Here is an 18,109-nt window from a genome sequence, read left to right on the forward strand (position 1 = left end):
TGTCACGTTCATCGCTCGCCCACCCGGAGCACCTCGCCCAGCCGGTCCCGCCGCCGGACCGCGGACTCCACGCCGACCGCGACGGCGAGCGCGCCCAGCACCGCGACGGTCGCTCCCAGGATCGGGACCCAGGTGACCTGCAGCGATGTCGCCGCGGGGTCACCCGTGAGCAGGTCGAGCCCGAGCGAGCCGGTGAGCACCCAGGGGACCGCGATCCCGATCGCCGTCCCCGCCAGGACCGCGGCGAGCGCCAGCGGGGCCAGCTCGCCGAACGTCATCGCGCGCGCGGTCCGGGCGTCGAGCCCGAGCGTCCGGAGCGCGGACAGCGTGCGGCCGCGCTCGCGGCTGGTCGCCACGACGGTGAGCACCAGCCCGAGGGCCGCGTAGCCGGCCAGGACCAGACCCGTCGCGACGAGGAGGGCGAGCAGGCCAGCGTTGAGCGGGGACGCCCGCCAGGTGCTCAGCCACTCGTCGCGCTCGGTCACGGTGATCCCCGGGGAGCCGGCCACTCCTGCGTCCCGCACGGCGGCCACGGCACCGGGACCGTCCACCCAGGTCGTCGTCGCCGGCAGCTCGTCGCCGGAGGCCTCGACGAACACTGCTCGGTCGACCACCACCACGCCCGTGGCAACGGACAGGGTCGACGCGCTGGTCGGCAGGACCGGAGGGTTCTCCGCGGTGCCGACGACGTCGAGGTCGACGAACTCGGTCGCGCCCATGAGGGCCGGTGCGATGAGCTCGGACGTCCGCTGGAGCGCCGGCGAGATGAGTGCCGGGACCCCGCCGCCGCCCGCCGACCCGAGCGCCGCCAGGCCGGGGTCCACCGTACGGTCGTGGGCGACGAGGATCTGCGCCAGGGGGACGGAGTCGACGAGCAGCACCCGCGCCTTGACCCCGCTCGACCGCCCGAACGTCCGCTCGCTCAGCACGGCGGCGCCGGCGACGGCCGTGACACCGGGTGCGTCGCGCAGCACGTCCACCACCGCGGGGTCGAGCTTCCCGTCGATGCGGACCTGCGCCCCGACCACGATGTCCGCGGCGACGCCCTGCCCCGCGGTGACCGTGACGGCGGTGGTACCGCAGAAGACCACGAGGGCGATGGCGATCGTCAGGGTGAGGAGGGGGACGCGCGTGCCCGCGGTGTGCCCGGCGCGGGCGGTCGCGACCACGGGCACCAGCGAGCGCTGCCGGGCGGCGAGGCCGGACAGGCCGCGCAGCAGTGGTGGGAGCGCGCGCGCCAGGAGCACCGTCGCGGCGCCAGCGAGGAGGACGGGGGTGGCGGCGAGCAGCAGGTCGACGCTGCCCGTGGCGGTCTGCACGAGCCCGCGCCCTCGCGCCGACACCAGCGCCGCCGCGGCGACCGCCACGAGCGCGAGCTCGGCGGTCAGACGGCGCGCGCGACGACGGCCGAGCACGCGCTCGCGGTCCGCCCGGTTGGCGGGCAGCCGACGTCCCGTCCAGGCGCCGGCCACCACCACGGCGGCGGCGATCGCAGGGGCGGTCGCGGCGACCAGCACGATCGCCGCGGCCACCACCCAGGTCCCTCGGGGGTCGGGCGCGACCAGCCAGGCGCCCGTCGCACCGGCGGCCGTGGCGAGGGCGACGATCGGCACGCTCTCCACCAGCCCGCGCAGGCCAACCGACGCGACGGACGCACCGCGGGCGCGCTCGGCGAGCAGGAACGTCTCGCGCCGGACCACCAGCAGCCGCGCGGCGAGGACGAGCGTCAGCGCTCCCACCGCTCCGAGGCCCACGAGGAGCACCGACGTCTGCGCCGTGCCCGCGAGCAGGCGGGCGTCGGCGGCCTGCAGCACGGTGTCGAGGTCGCTGTCGACCGAGGGCGTCCGCCCGTCCGACCCGGTCAACGGACCCGGCATCGCGATGAGCTGCGTGACCGCCCGGGCGACCGTCCGCGTGTCGGTGGCGCGCAGGTCCGCCGGGTCGGCGGGGAACCGGAAGGCCGTGGTGATCGACTTCGTGGACTGCATCGCCAGCATCGCGTCGGGCAGGGAGGCGTCCGACGTGAGGAGACCAGCGCGGCCGGCGACGTCGGCCACCGCGGGCGGCGGCTGGAGGTCCAGCAGGTCGGCGAAGGTGGACCACACGGGCGACGCGGGGTCGACCGCCTCGTACAGGCCGGTCACGACGGCCACGGCCTCGCCGCGGGTGGGGCCGGTGAGCGGCAGCCGTGCGCCGACGGTGATCCCGAGCCGGTCCGCGGCGGTGGCCGACATCCCGACCTCGACCAGGCGCGGGTTCGGCGATCCGACCGGGTGCTCGGGGGTCATGCGCGGCTCGACCCCCGTCACCCACCGGACGAGGGGGTCGGGAGTGGTCGGGGTGCCGAGGTGCACGATCCGGGTGGCCACGAAGCCGTCGGCCAGCCGCGCGGTGAGCGGGGAGCTCTGGACCGCCGTCACCACAGGCCCGGTCACGGCGGCGAGGGGTGCTGGGAGCGACTTCCGCATGCTCGTCGCCGCGTTCGCCACCAGGGTCGCCGCGTTGTCGATCCGCGCGGGCCGACCGGTGGAGTCGACGGAGGCGAGTCCGGGCCCGCTGCCCAGCACGGTGACGACGTCGGCCGCCGGTCCTGCGTCGCGGACGGCTTGCTGCACACCGGCGTCGGCGGTCCGCAGCACGATCCGGGGGACCGCGAGCGCGATGAACACCGTGACCGCGAGCACGGCGGCCGCCAGGACCAGCAGGCCGGCGTCCTGCCGGCTGCGTCGGCGCGCGACCAGAGCAGCACCCGCCGTGGTCGAGTGCCAGCCCTGGGCGGTCCGTGCGCGCAGCGTCGTGATCGTCATCGCTCGTCCCCCAGCCGCAGGAGCTCGCCCGACGCCCGGCGCAGCAGCGAGCTGGTGGTGAGCGCGACGGCGCCGCCGACCAGCACGACGAGGACGACGACGAGAGTCGCCTGCGTGGGCCACGGCCACTGCACGACCACCGCCGGGACGGGCCGGCCCCCCTCGGCGGACACGGTGACCAGCGGCGCGACCACCTGGCCCAGCACGGCACCGAGGGCGAGTCCCGCGAGCAGGCCCAGCACGCCGAGGATCCCGTGCTCGACCAGCACGGACCGGACCAGGCCGGAACGCGCGGCCCCGAGGGCCTGCAAGCGGGCCAGCTCGAGGCGACGGGTGCGTACCGCCACGGTCGCACTCATGGCGAAGCCCGCGACCGCGAGGGCCACCGCGGCGATGGTCACGATCCACAGCGCGGCCTGGACGCCGACGCGTAGCGGCCCGTCGATGGCGACCTCGCGTGCCGTGACCCGGTCGACCGCGACACCGAGGTCCTCGTGCCGGACGTGCTCGACGAGGCCGGGCGCGCTCGAGTCGGGGACCTGGAGCCACCACTCGTCCAGCAGCGGGCTCGTCGACGAGCCGAGCAGGGACGCACGCGTGAGCAGGTCCCGGTCGACCAGGACGGCCGCGCCCTTGGGCAGACCGGGCAGGTAGGCGACCTCCCGCTCGACGACCACCGGCACGCGTACGCCGTCCAGGTCGAGCTCGAGCTCGTCGCCCTCCGCCACGCCGAGCGCGGCCACCAGGGTGTCCGTCACGACCACGGGGATCGGCCCGGGGGCGGCAAACGTCGCCGCCGCGAACCCGGATCGCCCGAAGAGCACCTCGAGCGGGTCGATCCCGCCGCTGACCAGCAGGACGTCGCCGCCGGTGCGGACCGACATCAGGGGTCGGTTGTTGTTCTCCTGCAAGGCGCCCTGGACGGTCCACGGGGCAGCGGTGATCGCGACCGGGGTCACGGTGTCCTCGGTGGCGCCGGCGGATCGCTCGACGACGCGCAGCTCCCGCAGGCTCACGTCCAGCCGCACGTCGGCCAGGCCCTGCCCGAACAGAGCCGCGGGGTCCTCCTCCGGGTCGGTGAGGATCTGCGCCACGACCCCCACCAGCTGCAGGCCCCGAGAGGTCGCCGGCAGCGTGACGGCGACGTCGTCCGTGACGCCGACCAGCGGGAGCGGCTCCAGCTCCACCGGCGTCCGAGTCCCGAGCGGGTCCTCGACCACGACGCTGACCAGCAGGACCCCGCTCACGGCGGGGGACAGGGAGGTCTCGACGTCGAGCAGGAGGCCGGTGGGTGCACCCGGGAGCGGGATGCCGGTCGCCGGCTCCGTCGGTCGCAGGGGTTCGGTGATCGTCTCCCAGGGCGGCGAGATCCGACCGCGCAGCAGCTCGGCCGCCTGGGTGGTGTCGATGGCGAGGAGGTCGACCGAGTGGCCGCGGCTCTCGCCGGGGGCGTCTGCGGGGTGTCCCAGGGTGACCGAGCGGAACGTCACCGGGCTGAGCGCTTGCACGTCGGCCAGGGCGTCGACCGTCCTCGCCTGCGCGATCCCCGAGCCGTCCACGCGGTCCAGCCGCACGTCGGTCCCCATGGCGAGGTCCACCTGGTCGCCCTGCGAGGTCCGCCACGTGTCGAGGAAGGACTGCGAGAACGAGCCGACCGCCAGTGCCAGCGTGAGCAGCAGGACCGCGCCCGCTGCCCGGCCGGGTCGTCGACCGACCTCCCACGCGGCGAGCGGGGCGATGAGAGACCGGCTGCGGGTGGCCAGCCGCTCGCCCGCGTGCGCGACCAGGGGCAGCAGCCGCAGGGCCAGGACGGCGCCGGCGAGCAGCAGCAGGGCGGGCGCTGCCACGAGGACGGGGTCGATCCGTCCTGAGCCCGCCTCGACGACGGGCGACCGGTAGGCCCGCAGCTGCCACACGGCGAGAGCCGCGAGCACCACGAGCGCGAGGTCGGCCCCGGACCGGGCGAGCCCGCCCCGGCGGTCCTGGCGGACGAGCTGCTGCTCGGCGTCGACGACGCTCCCGCGCCGCCGCAGCAGCGGTCCGAGCAGCACGCCGGCGAGCACGAAGGACGAGACGACGCAGGTGATCCACAGCGACGCGGGGCGGCCCGGGTCGTGGTGCAGTCCCGCCTCCGCAAGGAGACCGACGGAGGTGATCGCCTGGAACAGCAGGACGGCGAGCCACGGCGACACGAGCGTGGTCACCAGCGCGACGCCCGCCGCCTCGAGCGCCGCGAGCCCCAGGAGCTGACGGCCGGACGCCCCACGGGAGGACATGAGGGTCTGTTCCGGGGCGCGGCGGTCGGCGAGCAGGCGCGCCGCCAGCAGGAGGACGGTGACCGCGAGCACGACGAGCATGAGCCCGACGATGACGAGGCTGACCCGGGTCACCGCGAGGTTGCCCTGCGCCACGTCGATCGTGGCGGCCAGACGCGAGCGGAACTGGGCGGTGACCACGTCGAACTCGGTGTCGGCGACCAGCGTGGCCTGGGCGTCGTCGAGCCGCTCGCGCACGGCCTCGACCGCGCCGGGCGGGCTGTCCGCGAGCTGCGGGGACGCGACCATCCTGGCCGTCGCGACCGACCCCGTGGCGGTGAGCGACTCGGGTGCGACGACGAACGGCCCCCACGCGTCGGTGGCGATGAAGCCGAAGGAGCCGGGCACCGGGTACCGGGGGTCGTGCTGGGCGCCCTGCAGGAGGTCACGGGTCCAGAGGCTGCGCGGCTTGCCCAGCTCGTGGATGCCCACGACGACCGCGACCGTGCTCTGCTCGTACGTGGTGAGGTTCCGCAGCGGCAGCTCGGTACCGACCGTCCAGCCGTACCGGTCGGCGGCGACCTTGGGCACGGCGACCTCGACGCGGCTCTCGTCCGCCACCGCGGTGGGCCACGCACCCGCCGCCAGCGTGGCGTGGTCCGGGATCTCCGGGTTGACGGCCAGGTAGGCCATGGGGGTGCCGACCGTGTCGCCCTCGGACAGCAGCCGGTACAGCGGCGAGGTGAGCCACTGCGCACGCGTCGACGGGATGTCGCCCAGGAGGTCGTCGAGGTAGGCCTGACCGGCCTCGGTGGCGCCGAGCGGGCTGCCGCGGTCGAGGCTGAGCTCGACATCGATGTCGGTGGCTGCGGCCGGGGCACGAGTCAGGGCGGCGTCCATGGCGCGGTTCTCGCTGGAGAACAGCAGCAGCGCGAACGTGCCGAGCAGGCTCGCGCCGACGAGTGCGACGGCGAGGACGGTGGCCAGAAGGGTCCGCTGGGCGGCGGCGCGGTGGCGCAGCACGCGCAGGCTCCAGCCCATCCGACCCCCTCGTGACCTCGTCGTCCGACCGCGGACGCGCTCCTGTACCGGTCAGGTGCGCGCGGTCCAGAGAGCGTAAACGAGCAGGCCGTGGGTGTGGGAGCGATTCCGCAGACCGTGACCGAACGGTGACGTGGCCCGAGCAGGCCACGTCACCGCACGGGGCTCAGCGCTGGGGCGGGCGCGTCATGCTCAGCACGTCGAGCGCGCTGTCCAGCTGCTCCTCGGTGACCTCGCCGCGCTCGACGAAGCCCAGGTCGATCACCGCGGCGCGCACGGTGATCCCGTGCTTGACGGCGTGCTTGGCGATCTTCGCGGCGGCCTCGTACCCGATCACGCGGTTGAGCGGTGTGACGATCGACGGCGACGACTCGGCCAGGGCACGGGCGCGCTCGACGTTGGCGACCAGGCCGACCACCGTCTTGTCGGCGAGCAGCCGCGAGGCGTTGGCCAGCAGCCGGACCGACTCCAGCACGCCGGCGGCGATCACGGGGATCTGCACGTTGAGCTCGAACGACCCGCTCGCGCCGGCCCACGCGACCGTGGCGTCGTTGCCGACGACCCGCGCGGCGACCATGAGCACGGCCTCCGGGATGACCGGGTTCACCTTGCCGGGCATGATCGACGAGCCCGGCTGCAGGTCGGGGATCGCGATCTCCCCCAGGCCGGTGTTCGGGCCGGAGCCCATCCAGCGCAGGTCGTTGCAGATCTTGGTGAGGCTGACCGCGATGGTGCGCAGCGCACCGGACAGCTCGACGAGCCCGTCGCGGGAGCTCTGCGCCTCGAAGTGGTCCCGTGCCTCGGTCAGTGGCAGGCCCGTGTCCTCGCGCAGCAGCTCGATCACGCGCTGCGGGAAGCCGGCGGGGGTGTTGATGCCGGTGCCGACCGCGGTGCCGCCCAGGGGGACCTCGGCCGCGCGGGGGAGTGCGGACTCGAGCCGCTCGATCCCGTACCGGATCGCGGCCGCGTACCCGCCGAACTCCTGCCCGAGCGTCACGGGGGTCGCGTCCATGAGGTGGGTGCGGCCGGACTTGACCACCTGCGCCCACTCCACGCCCTTGGCTTCCAGCGCCTCGGCCAGGTGGGCCAGCGCGGGGATCAGGTCGCGGACCACGCCCGCGGTCGCGGCGACGTGCACGGACGTGGGGAACACGTCGTTGGACGACTGCGAGGCGTTGACGTGGTCGTTCGGGTGCACGTCGCGGCCGAGCCGCCGTGTGGCCAGCGTGGCCAGCACCTCGTTGGTGTTCATGTTCGAGCTGGTGCCCGAGCCGGTCTGGTAGACGTCGATCGGGAAGTCGCCGTCGTGCGCGCCGCTCGCGACGTCGTCGGCCGCCGCGACGATGGCGTCGGCGATGTCCTGCTCGAGCACCCCCAGCTCGGCGTTCGCGCGGGCCGCCGCCTTCTTGATGCGGGCCAGCGCCTCGATGTGGCTGCGCTCGAGCCGGCTGCCGGAGATGGGGAAGTTCTCCACGGCGCGCTGCGTCTGCGCGCGGTAGAGGGCGTCGACGGGGACGCGCACCTCGCCCATCGTGTCGTGCTCGATCCGGAACTCAGAAGTCATGCGGGCCATCCTGCCGCACGTCTACACCCCGACGTCGCCCAGCGACTCCGTCAGGTGCACGGTCCCGTCCACCAGCGTGTACTCGAGCCCGACGATCGCCACGCGCCCCTCCGTCACGGACTCCGCGAGCGACCGCGAGTACCCCTGGAGCATCTGCACGGTGTGCCGCACGTGCTCGTGCCCCAGGACGGCCGGGTCGAGCGAGTCCAGGGCGCCCAGACCCCCGCCGGCCAGGTTGACGATGCTCGGGATGACCCGGTCGACGATGGCGCGGACGAAGCCCGTCGGCAGCTCGCCCGTGGTCAGCGCCGTCGTCGCGGCCGCGACCGCCCCGCAGCTGTCGTGCCCCAGGACGACGACCAGCGAGGCGCCGAGCACGTCCACGCCGTACTCGATCGAGCCGATCACGGTGGTGTCCAGGACGTGGCCCGCGGTCCGCACGACGAACACGTCTCCGAGGCCCTGGTCGAAGATGATCTCGGCCGCGACCCGGGAGTCCGAGCAGCCGAAGATCACCGCGAACGGGTACTGCGCGACGCTCAGCTCGGAGCGGTGACCGACCCCCTGGGACGGGTGGAGCATCTCGCCGCGGACGAACCGCTCGTTCCCTTCGCGCAGCGCGGACAGGGCCTCGGCGGGCGTCTTGGGTCGTGGCACGGCGTCATGCTCGCAGGTCCGCGGGCGGTCCGCAGGCTGCGTTCCAGCAGTCGGGCGACCCGTTCCGGTGGCGCGTCTTCACCCGTTGGGTGTAGCCAAGGGGGTGAGACGCCGAGGTCTCCGCCTGAGGGGGTGTTCCGTGGGACGACGCAGACGGGCTCTGGCCCTCGTCACCGGGCTGGCGGTGGCGGTCCCGCTGGCCGCGTGTGCAGGATCCGGGTCCGGAGCCCCCGTGCTCACCTGGTACATCAACCCGGACGACGGCGGCCAGGCGGAGATCGCCAAGCAGTGCACGGAAGCCGCGAACGGCGAGTACGTGATCGAGACGTCGGTCCTGCCGCGCGACGCCAGCGCCCAGCGCGAGCAGCTGGCCCGACGCCTCGCCGCCAAGGACTCGTCGATCGACATCATGAGCCTGGACCCGCCGTTCGTCCCCGAGATGGCCGAACCTGGGTTCCTGGCGCCCGTGCCCGACGACGTCGCGCAGCGGGTGACGGAGAACGTCGTCGCGGGCGCCCTGGCCGGGGCCACGTGGGACGACGAGCTCGTCTCGGTCCCGTTCTGGGCGAACACCCAGCTGCTCTGGTACCGCAAGTCGGTCGCCGCGGCGTCGGGGCTCGACCCGGCCAAGGCACCGGTGACGTGGGACCAGATCATGACCGCGTCGCAGGAACAGGACAAGTACCTCGCCGTCCAGGGCACGAAGGCCGAGTCGCTCACGGTGTGGATCAACGCCCTCGTCGCGTCTGCCGGGGGCTCGATCCTCGAGAACCCCGAGGCTCCGGCGGACGAGCTGACGCTCGGGCTGGAGAGCCCGGCCGGCGAGGCCGCCGCGACGATCATCGGCACCATCGGCAAGGAGAACCTCGGCGGTCCCGCCCTGCCGACGGAGGACGAGGGCGCGTCGCTGTCCATCTTCCAGGGCGACAAGGGCTCGTTCATGGTCAACTGGCCGTTCGTCTGGTCCGCCACGAAGGCGGGCGTCGAGGACGGCACGTTCGAGCAGGCGCTGCTCGACGACATCGGCTGGGCGCTGTACCCGCAGGTGACCGAGGGGCAGCCGAGCGCACCCCCGTACGGCGGGATCAACCTGGGGATCGGGGCCTTCAGCAACTACGTCGACCTGTCCTACAAGGCGGCGGAGTGCATCGTCACCCCCGAGCACCAGGCGCAGTACTTCGCGACGAACGGCAACCCGCCGTCCAACACCGAGGCCTACGACGACCCTGCGGTCACCGAGGCGTTCCCGATGGCGGACGTCATCCGGGAGTCCCTCGAGCTCGCCGTCCCGCGGCCGCAGACGCCGTACTACAACGAGGTGTCCACCGGCCTGCAGCAGACCTGGCACCCGCCGAGCGCAGTCGACCCGGCGACGACGCCGACAGAGTCGACGGACCTGATCACCGCTGTGCTTCGAGGGGAGCAGCTGCTATGACCACGGTCGCCGACAAGAGACCGGATCTGCGCGACGCCGCAGCGAAGGCCGGCCGCAGCGATCGGGCGAAGTCCGAGGCCCGTCTCGGCTGGCTGCTCGCGGGGCCCGCGTTCGTCGTCATGCTCGCCGTCACGCTGTACCCGATCCTGCAGGCCTTCTACGACTCGCTCTTCAACTTCCGGCTCACCGCGCCGGACGACAGGAGCTTCACCGGCCTGAACAACTACGCCGTCGTGCTCACCGATCCGCTCTTCTGGCAGGCGCTCGGTGTCACCGTCTTCATCACGGTGGTGACGGTGGTGATCGAGCTGCTCCTCGGGTTCGCGCTCGCGCTCGTCATGCACCGCGCCATCACGCAGCTCCGCGGCCTGCTCCGCACGGCCATCCTGGTGCCGTACGGGATCATCACCGTGGTCTCGGCCTTCGCGTGGTTCTACGCGTTCGACATCAACTCGGGGTACGTCAACCACTGGTTCGCCTGGGTGCCCGGGATCAGCACGGACCTCAACTGGTTCGCCCAGCAGGGCACCAGCCTCTTCGTCATCATCATGTCGGAGATATGGAAGACCACGCCGTTCATCTCGCTCCTCCTGCTCGCCGGCCTCTCGCAGGTGCCGACCGAGCTGGAGGAGGCCGCCGAGGTCGACGGCGCGACGTGGTGGCAGCGCCTCACGCGGGTGGTCCTGCCGAACATGAAGGCCGCGATCATGGTGGCGGTCCTGTTCCGTGCGCTCGACGCGTTCCGCATCTTCGACAACGTGTTCATCATGACCAACGGGGCCAACGGCACCGAGGTGCTCTCGCTGCTCGCCTACCGGACATCGATCGGACGGCTGGAGATCGGCCTCGGGTCGGCGATCTCCGTGCTGCTCTTCCTGTGCGTGATCCTGATCTGCTGGATCGCGGTCAAGCTGTTCAAGGTCGATCTGGCCGGCGGCGCGAGGGGGGCCGGCTGATGAAGCAGCTGTCGACCAGGGCCAAGATCGCCTGGGCCCTCATCACGATCTTCGTCCTCGCGTACGCCCTCTTCCCGATCGTGTCGATCTTCGCGACGTCGTTCAAGCTGCCGAGCCAGCTCAACCTCGGGCTGTTCTGGCCGAAGACCTGGACGACCGTGAACTACGAGGAGATCCTCGCTCCGGGCGGGTCCGCGCAGACCCTGTTTTTGTCCTCGCTGCGCAACTCGATCGGCATCTCGCTGATCGCCACGGCCATCGCCGTCGTGCTCGCCACGCTCGCCGCCTACGCGATCGCGCGGCTCGACTTCCCGGGCAAGCGGATGGTCCTGCTCACTGCGCTGGGCGTCTCGATCTTCCCGGTCATCTCGATCGTCACGCCGCTGTTCAACCTGTGGCGGAACATCGGCCTGTACGACACCTGGCTCGGCCTGATCATCCCGTACCTGTCGCTGACCCTCCCGATCTCCATCTGGACCCTCGCCGCGTTCTTCCGGCAGATCCCCTGGGAGCTCGAGCAGGCCGCGCAGGTGGACGGGGCGACCACGTGGCAGGCGTTCCGCAAGGCGATCGTGCCGCTCGCAGCGCCGGGGGTGTTCACCACCGCGCTCATCGCGTTCTTCATCGCGTGGAACGACTTCGTGTACGGCATCTCGCTCACGTCGACCGACCGGGCCCGTCCCGTCCCGGCGGCGCTGGCGTTCTTCACCGGCGCCTCGCAGTTCGAGGAGCCGACGGGGTCGATCTCTGCCGCCGCCATCATCGTGACCATCCCGGTGGTCATCCTCGTCCTGCTCTTCCAACGCCAGATCGTGTCCGGCCTGACCCAGGGCGCCGTCAAGGGCTGACCACGAAGGAGATCCGATGGCCGCCATCACTCTCAAGGACATCGTCAAGCAGTACGGCGACGGCTTCCTCGCCGTGAAGGGCGTCAGCCTGGACATCGCCGACGGCGAGTTCGTCATCCTCGTCGGGCCGTCCGGCTGCGGGAAGTCGACGCTGCTGCGGATGATCGTGGGCCTCGAGGACATCACGGCGGGCGACCTGCACATCGGCGGCAAGAGGGTCAACGACAAGGCCCCCCGCGACCGGCACCTGGCGATGGTGTTCCAGAACTACGCGCTCTACCCGCACCTGACCGTCTTCGAGAACATCGCGTTCCCGCTGCGCCTGCAGAAGGGCCAGTTCACCGACGCGCAGATCAAGGAGAAGGTCGAGTTCGCCGCCAAGACGCTCGAGCTGCAGGACCACCTCGACCGCAAGCCCGCCAACCTGTCCGGCGGTCAGCGGCAGCGGGTCGCGATGGGCCGCGCGATCGTCCGCGAGGCGGAGGCCTTCCTCTTCGACGAGCCCCTGTCCAACCTCGACGCCAAGCTCCGCGGGCAGATGCGCACCGAGATCGCGCGCATGCAGCGGCGCCTCGGCACGACCACGGTCTACGTCACCCACGACCAGACGGAGGCCATGACCTTGGGCGACCGCGTCGCCGTCCTGCGCAAGGGGGAGCTCCAGCAGGTGGCCAGCCCGCGTGGGCTGTACGAGCAGCCGGTCAACCTGTTCGTCGCCGGCTTCATCGGGTCGCCGCCGATGAACTTCCTGCCGGGGGAGATCAGCGGGTCGACGATGACGCTGCCGTTCGCCGAGGTCCCGATCTCCGCGGAGCTCGCCCCCAAGCTGCAGGGCAAGGAGATCGTCATCGTCGGCATCCGCCCCGAGCACTTCGAGGATGCCGCGCTCGTCGAGGACGCCAAGAAGGGCGCCGGTGTCACCTTCAGCGCGCCCGTGGACGTCACCGAGTGGCTCGGCTCCGAGCTCTACGCCTACATCCCGTTCGACACGAACCCGGACGTGGCGACGACGCTCGAGGAGCTCGACCGCGACCTGGACGGCGAGGGACTGCGCACCCAGCTGATCGTCGCCCTCCCGTCGGAGACCAAGATCCGGGACGGCGTCGACGCGGACCTGTGGTTCGACCCGGCCCGGATGATGGTGTTCGACCCCGAGAGCGGCGAGAACCTCACCTGGAACGGCACGGCCGCCGAGGCGCTCGACCGGGAGAACGAGGCCGACCGGAAGGCGTCGCTCGAGCGGGCGCAGGCGCGGGAGAAGGCCCGCGCCTGACCGACCCGGTCAGGCCAGCTCGGCGAGCCGCGGCGGGTTGGCCCCTGCCCGCGAGACCGTGATGGCCGCGATCCGTGCGCACCGCTCCAGCACCGCCTGGACGGTGGCCGCGTCCACGTCGGCGAGCGCCTGACGACGACCCGCACCGAGCAGCCCCGCCGACCACAGCCCGTCGATCAGGCCGCCCATGAACGAGTCGCCGGCGCCGACCGTGTCCGCCACCTGCACCTTCGGGGCCTCGACCGAGATCCGCGCGCCGGCCGACGTGCTCGCGAACGCGCCTTCACCGCCGTGCGTCACGACGACGAGCGACGGCCCGGACCGGCTCCACTGCTCCGCGATCTCGGCGGGTGCGACGCCGGGGTGCAGCCAGGCGAGGTCCTCGTCGCTGACCTTGACCACGTCGGCCAGCCGGACCAGCGCGTCGACCACGGGCAGCGCGTGCGCGGGGGAGCCCATGAGCACCGGGCGCAGGTTCGGGTCGTAGGTGATGGTCGACGTGGAGCGGCGTCGCGCCACGATCTTCGCGACCGCGGTCCCGCCCGGCTGCAGCACTGTCGCGATCGAGCCGGTGTGGACGACCACCGGGTCTCCCGGGTCCTCGTCCCACGTCTCGGGCAGGTCCCACTCGAGGTCGAACTCGTAGGTCGCCGCGCCGGTCTCGCCGATGTGGGCGGTCGCCACAGGCGTGCGCAGGGCCGAGCGGTTGCCCTGCAGGACGTTCACCCCCGAGCCGCGCAGGTGCCGCCGGACGAGCTCGCCGTCGGTGTCGTGCCCGAGCCAGGTGAGCAGGTCCACGCGCCGGCCGAGACGCCCGAGCCCGAGGGCCACGTTGGCGGGGCTGCCGCCGGGGTGCTGGGCCCGGCTGCCGTCGGGACGCGTGACGACGTCGATCAGCGCCTCACCGAGGACGAGTGCGCGCTCGACGGAGGGCGTGGTCATCAGGACTCCTCGTCGGTGGGGGGCACGGCGGTGTCGCGCACCGCACTCAGTCGCTCACGCGCCCCGTCGAGCCACTCCTGGCAGCGCTTGGCGAGGGCCTCGCCGCGCTCCCAGAGCGTCAGCGACTCCTCGAGGGTCGCGGCACCGGCCTCGAGCCGGGCGACCACCGCCACCAGCTCGTCGCGGGCCTCTTCGTAGCCGAGGGTGGCCACGTCGGCGTTCGGGTCGGACGGTGGGGACTGGGACGGCTTCGGCACGGGGACAGTCAACCAGGATGTGCCCACACCGTCGGCGATCCGTTCGGCCGGTGAGGGCGCGCGACGAGCCAGTCGAGCGCGAGCACGAGCCCCGCGGCCATCATCGCGACGAGAGTGACCACCAGGATGAGAACGCTCGCCTGCCGCCGCCGATCGCTCATCGCACCCCGGGGTCCGTCCGCACGCACGCGGGTCAGGGCTCGGTGACCTGGGCGGCGAGCTCGCCGCGGGCCACCCGGATGCGCAGGGCGTCGCCGTCGGCCACCTCGGCCGGGTCCCGGACCACGTGTCCGTCGGCCCGCCGGACGACCGCGTACCCCCGGTCGAGCGTCGCGGCCGGAGACAGAGCGCGCACCTGGGCGGCGAGCCCGGCCACCTCGGCCCGGCCGTGCACGAGGGCGGTGTGCAGCGACCGTCGGGCGCTCTCCCGCAGGGCGACGACACGGTGCTCGTGGACGTCGACCAGCGTGGTCGGGTTGACCAGCACCGGCCGGCTGCGCCAGTGGTCGAGGCCGGTCTGCTCGCGGGTCAGTCGCATGGTCAGCGCGGCGCGGGCGCGGAGCCGGGCCTGCGTCACGCGCGCTCGCTCCTCGCTCACGTCCGGCACCACACGCTTGGCGGCGTCGGTGGGGGTCGACGCGCGGAAGTCCGCGACGAGGTCCAGCAGCGGCGTGTCCAGGTGGTGCCCGATCGCGCTGACCAGCGGGGTCCGGCAGGCCGCCGCCACGCGCACCAGCGACTCGTTGCTGAACGGCAGCAGGTCCTCGAACGAGCCGCCGCCGCGCGCGACCACGATCACGTCGACACGCGGGTCCCGGTCGAGCTCCGCGATGGCCGCGCTGACCTCAGGGACGGCCCGCGGGCCCTGCACCGTCACGCGGCGGATCTCGAACTGCACCGCCGACCAGCGGGCGCGGGCGTTGGACACCACGTCGTGCTCGGCGTCCCCCTGCTGCGCGACGATCAGCCCCACCACCGCGGGCAGGAACGGCAGCGCGCGCTTGCGCGACGGCTCGAACAGCCCCTCGGCCCCGAGGATCCCCTTGAGGTGCTCGATCCGGGCCAGCAGCTCGCCCAGACCGACCAGCCGGACGTCGTCGGCCGCGAACGTCAGCGTGCCCTTCTTGGCGTGGAACTGCGGCCGGGCGTGCACCACGAGGTGCGCACCGTCGGCGAGCTTGTCGGCCAGCCTGTCGATGGTGGAGGCCGGCGCTGTGACCGACAGGGACATGTCGAGGTCCGTGTCACGGAGCGTGAGGAAGTAGAGGGTGTTCCACTTCTTGAGGTTGAGCACCTGCCCCTCCACCCACACGGGCGGCATCTTCGCGATGTAGTCGGCGATCTTCGGCGCCAGGTGCCGGACGGGCCACGGGCGGTCGGGGGTGGTGTCCGCGGCGCGCAGCGGGGGCGGGCCGGCCGTCGCCGGGGTGATCAGGGGGCCGGTGCTCACGCGCCCAGCCTGCCTCATCGCACCGACAGGCCGGATCGGGTCTCCCGCGGCCGGCGTGTGTCGACGCCGTGCGGGTCGGGTGCAGGTCACACCCGCAGGGCGCCTCCTGGCAGGGGCCGTCGCGACCTGCCGATCTAGACTCGGACCGTGACCCTCCCGACCGTCTCCGCTCTCGGCACGCCCGACGGGCCGACAGCCACCCGCAAGCGCGTCCTGCTGGCCGCCCCCCGCGGCTACTGCGCCGGCGTGGACCGCGCGGTCATCGCCGTCGAGAAGGCGCTCGAGCACTACGGCGCCCCGGTGTACGTGCGCAAGGAGATCGTGCACAACAAGTACGTCGTCGAGACGCTCGCCGCCCGCGGCGCGGTGTTCGTGGACGAGACCGACGAGGTCCCCGAGGGTGCCCGCGTGGTGTTCTCGGCGCACGGGGTCTCCCCGGCGGTGCACGCGCAGGCGGCCGCGCGGAACCTGCAGACGATCGACGCGACCTGCCCCCTGGTCACCAAGGTGCACAAGGAGGCCGTGCGGTTCGCGTCCGAGGACTACGACATCCTGCTGATCGGCCACGAGGGTCACGAGGAGGTCGAGGGCACCTACGGGGAGGCCCCCGAGCACATCCAGGTGGTGAACTCGCCCGACGCCGTCGCCGACGTGGTGGTCCGCGACCCCGACAGGCTCATCTGGATCTCGCAGACGACGCTCTCGGTCGACGAGACCATGGACACCGTCCGCCGCCTGCGCGAGCGGTTCCCGAACCTGCAGGACCCGCCGAGCGACGACATCTGCTACGCCACCCAGAACCGGCAGGTCGCGGTGAAGAAGCTGGCGCCCGAGTGCGACCTGGTCATCACCGTCGGTTCCGCGAACTCGTCGAACTCCGTCCGGCTGGTCGAGGTGGCCCTCGATGCCGGCGCGCGCACCTCCTACCGCGTGGACAAGGCGTCCGAGATCGACCTCGCCTGGCTCGACGGGGTCACCACCGTGGGCGTCACGTCCGGCGCCTCGGTCCCCGAGATCCTGGTGCGCGACGTCCTGTCGCTGCTCGCCGAGCACGGCTTCGGCGAGGTCGAGGAGGTCCGCACGGCCACCGAGGACCTCATGTTCTCGCTGCCCCGCGAGCTGCGCGCCGACCTCAAGGCCGCCGGCAAGGCGCCCGTCACCCCGCGCCGCGACGGCCGCCGTTCGCTGGACGTCCAGCCCGCCTGACCGCCCGTCAGGCCGTCGACGCGCCCGTCGCGTCCGGGGTCCGCAGCGCAGCCTCCGCGCGCAACGCGCGCTCGTCCCGGTCCGCGCGGCCGTCGAACATCACGATCTGCTCCTCCGCGGACGCCACGAGCTCGGGCGCGCTGACCGCCGACAGCTGCGGGTTCACAGGGTCCGGCGTCGGCAGGTCCGCGTCGACCACGTGCAGGTCCGCGAACCGTCGCGCGCTGACCAGCACGCGGGTCTCGAGGGAGGACACGGTCTGGTTGTACGCGCCGGCCGCCGAGTCGATGGCCCGGCCCAGCTTGGCCAGGTGCGATCCCATGGTCGCCAGCCGCCCGTGCAGCTCCTTGCCGAGCGACAGCACCGCCTGCGCGTTGCTGGCCAGCGCGTCCTGACGCCACGCGTACGACACGGTCCGCAGCAGGGCGAGCAGCGTCGTCGGCGTCGCGATCACCACGTTGCGCTCGAACGCGTACTCGATCAGCAGCGGGTCCTGCTCGGCGGCCGCGTGCAGGAAGGACTCCGCCGGCACGAACATCACGACGAACTCCGGCGCCGGGGCGAACTGGTCCCAGTAGCGCTTGCCCGACAGGTCGTCGACGTGTGCCCGGACGTGCCGCGCGTGCGCGGCCAGGCGCTCGGCGCGGACGCGCTCGTCAGTGGCCTGCGCGGCGTCGAGGAACCCGAGGAACGCGACCTTGGCGTCGACCACCACGTTCTTGCCTCCGGCCAGCTTGATCACCATGTCCGGCCGGAGCAGACCGTCGTCGGTGCGCACCTGGTCCTGCTCCACGAAGTCGACGTGCGCGAGCATCCCCGCCGCCTCGACCACCCGCTTGAGCTGGAGCTCGCCCCACTTGCCCCGCACCTGCGACGACCGCAGGGCGGTGACCAGCTGCGCGGTCTCTCCCCGCAGGTGCTCGGACGCCTGGTGCATCGCGCGCACCTGCTCCCCGAGCGCTGCGTGACCCGCGGCCCGCGCCTGCTCGGCCGTCGACAGCTCCACGCGCACCTGGTCGAGCGTGCGGGACAACGGCTCCACCATCGCCCGGACGGCCTGCTCCCGCTGGGCCAGCTCCCCGACCTGCGTCTGGTGGTCCGCGGCGAACCGCTGGTGCGCGAGCGCGAGGAACTGGTCGCTGCTCGTCGCCAGCGCGTCGGCGGCCAACGACCGGAACTGGTCGGCCAGCCGGCCGGAGTCGGCGGCGGACCGCCGCTCGGCCTCGAGCGTCGCCCGCGCCCGGGCGGCCTCGATGTCGGCCGCCCGCAGCCGGGCCGACGCGAACGTCCAGCCGACGAGCACGCCGACGACGGCACCGATCGCGAGTCCGAGCAGCAGTCCAGTGTCCATGACTGCAGGTTGACAGCACCCACTGACATCCGCCGGAAGGGGGAGGAGGCGAGGCTCCGGCGCCACT

General features: G+C 72.9%; 13 protein-coding genes. 5 read left to right on the plus strand and 8 right to left on the minus strand.

Annotation, left to right across the window (positions count from 1 at the left end; all coding sequences use genetic code 11):
* Window positions 1–8 precede the first annotated feature (8 nt).
* The 4 genes from HP550_RS07380 to HP550_RS07395 all read right to left on the minus strand — a co-directional run bounded on the left by HP550_RS07380 (window position 9) and on the right by HP550_RS07395 (window position 8,324).
* The gene (locus HP550_RS07380; RefSeq protein ID WP_175346947.1) at window positions 9–2,807 is read right to left on the minus strand and encodes an FtsX-like permease family protein; all 2,799 of its coding nucleotides are present in this window, start codon (window positions 2,805–2,807) and stop codon (window positions 9–11) included.
* Entirely contained in the window at window positions 2,804–6,103 is a 3,300-nt protein-coding gene (locus HP550_RS07385; RefSeq protein WP_175346948.1) for an FtsX-like permease family protein, read from the minus strand. Before HP550_RS07385 ends, HP550_RS07380 begins: the two co-directional genes overlap by 4 nt.
* Before the next feature lie 166 nt (window positions 6,104–6,269).
* Window positions 6,270–7,667 carry a class II fumarate hydratase gene (locus HP550_RS07390; RefSeq protein ID WP_246280665.1) on the minus strand — a complete coding sequence of 466 codons (1,398 nt, stop codon included), beginning with the start codon at window positions 7,665–7,667 and terminating at the stop codon, window positions 6,270–6,272.
* Between the two features lie 21 nt (window positions 7,668–7,688).
* The gene (locus HP550_RS07395) at window positions 7,689–8,324 is read right to left on the minus strand and encodes a carbonic anhydrase (protein ID WP_343048035.1); all 636 of its coding nucleotides are present in this window, start codon (window positions 8,322–8,324) and stop codon (window positions 7,689–7,691) included.
* Between the two features lie 139 nt (window positions 8,325–8,463).
* On the opposite strand from HP550_RS07395, the gene HP550_RS07400 reads away from it, so the two are divergent.
* From HP550_RS07400 to HP550_RS07415, 4 genes are read left to right on the plus strand one after another with little or no spacing between them, the layout of a single operon-like run.
* On the plus strand, window positions 8,464–9,759 hold the full coding sequence (locus HP550_RS07400; RefSeq protein ID WP_175346950.1) for an extracellular solute-binding protein: 1,296 nt from the start codon (window positions 8,464–8,466) through the stop codon (window positions 9,757–9,759).
* The gene (locus HP550_RS07405) at window positions 9,756–10,715 is read left to right on the plus strand and encodes a carbohydrate ABC transporter permease (protein ID WP_175346951.1); all 960 of its coding nucleotides are present in this window, start codon (window positions 9,756–9,758) and stop codon (window positions 10,713–10,715) included. The genes HP550_RS07400 and HP550_RS07405 overlap by 4 nt, the downstream gene beginning before the upstream one ends.
* The gene (locus HP550_RS07410) at window positions 10,715–11,563 is read left to right on the plus strand and encodes a carbohydrate ABC transporter permease (RefSeq protein WP_056095899.1); all 849 of its coding nucleotides are present in this window, start codon (window positions 10,715–10,717) and stop codon (window positions 11,561–11,563) included. Before HP550_RS07405 ends, HP550_RS07410 begins: the two co-directional genes overlap by 1 nt.
* 16 nt (window positions 11,564–11,579) lie before the next feature.
* Entirely contained in the window at window positions 11,580–12,836 is a 1,257-nt protein-coding gene (locus HP550_RS07415; protein ID WP_175346952.1) for an ABC transporter ATP-binding protein, read from the plus strand.
* A 9-nt stretch (window positions 12,837–12,845) separates the two neighbouring features.
* Here the strand turns inward: HP550_RS07415 and HP550_RS07420 are convergent, their stop codons facing one another.
* The 3 genes from HP550_RS07420 to xseA all read right to left on the minus strand — a co-directional run bounded on the left by HP550_RS07420 (window position 12,846) and on the right by xseA (window position 15,485).
* Window positions 12,846–13,778, minus strand: a complete 933-nt coding sequence (locus HP550_RS07420) for a carbohydrate kinase family protein (protein WP_175346953.1) — start codon at window positions 13,776–13,778, stop codon at window positions 12,846–12,848.
* Window positions 13,778–14,035 (minus strand): exodeoxyribonuclease VII small subunit, encoded by a 258-nt coding sequence (locus HP550_RS07425; protein WP_175346954.1) that lies wholly within the window; start codon window positions 14,033–14,035, stop codon window positions 13,778–13,780. Before HP550_RS07425 ends, HP550_RS07420 begins: the two co-directional genes overlap by 1 nt.
* Before the next feature lie 193 nt (window positions 14,036–14,228).
* Window positions 14,229–15,485: an exodeoxyribonuclease VII large subunit gene (gene xseA, locus HP550_RS07435; RefSeq protein WP_343048036.1), complete on the minus strand. Its 1,257-nt coding sequence runs from the start codon at window positions 15,483–15,485 to the stop codon at window positions 14,229–14,231.
* Window positions 15,486–15,632: 147 nt separating this feature from the next.
* Between xseA and HP550_RS07440 the strand changes: the two genes are divergently transcribed.
* On the plus strand, window positions 15,633–16,691 hold the full coding sequence (locus HP550_RS07440; RefSeq protein WP_175346957.1) for a 4-hydroxy-3-methylbut-2-enyl diphosphate reductase: 1,059 nt from the start codon (window positions 15,633–15,635) through the stop codon (window positions 16,689–16,691).
* 7 nt (window positions 16,692–16,698) lie between these two features.
* Here HP550_RS07440 and HP550_RS07445 read toward each other — a convergent pair whose 3' ends face one another.
* Window positions 16,699–18,042: a DNA recombination protein RmuC gene (locus tag HP550_RS07445; RefSeq protein WP_175346958.1), complete on the minus strand. Its 1,344-nt coding sequence runs from the start codon at window positions 18,040–18,042 to the stop codon at window positions 16,699–16,701.
* Between the last annotated feature and the right edge of the window lie 67 nt (window positions 18,043–18,109).

Source organism: Cellulomonas humilata (genome assembly GCF_013359775.1).
In the GTDB taxonomy this organism is placed as follows: domain Bacteria; phylum Actinomycetota; class Actinomycetes; order Actinomycetales; family Cellulomonadaceae; genus Cellulomonas; species Cellulomonas humilata.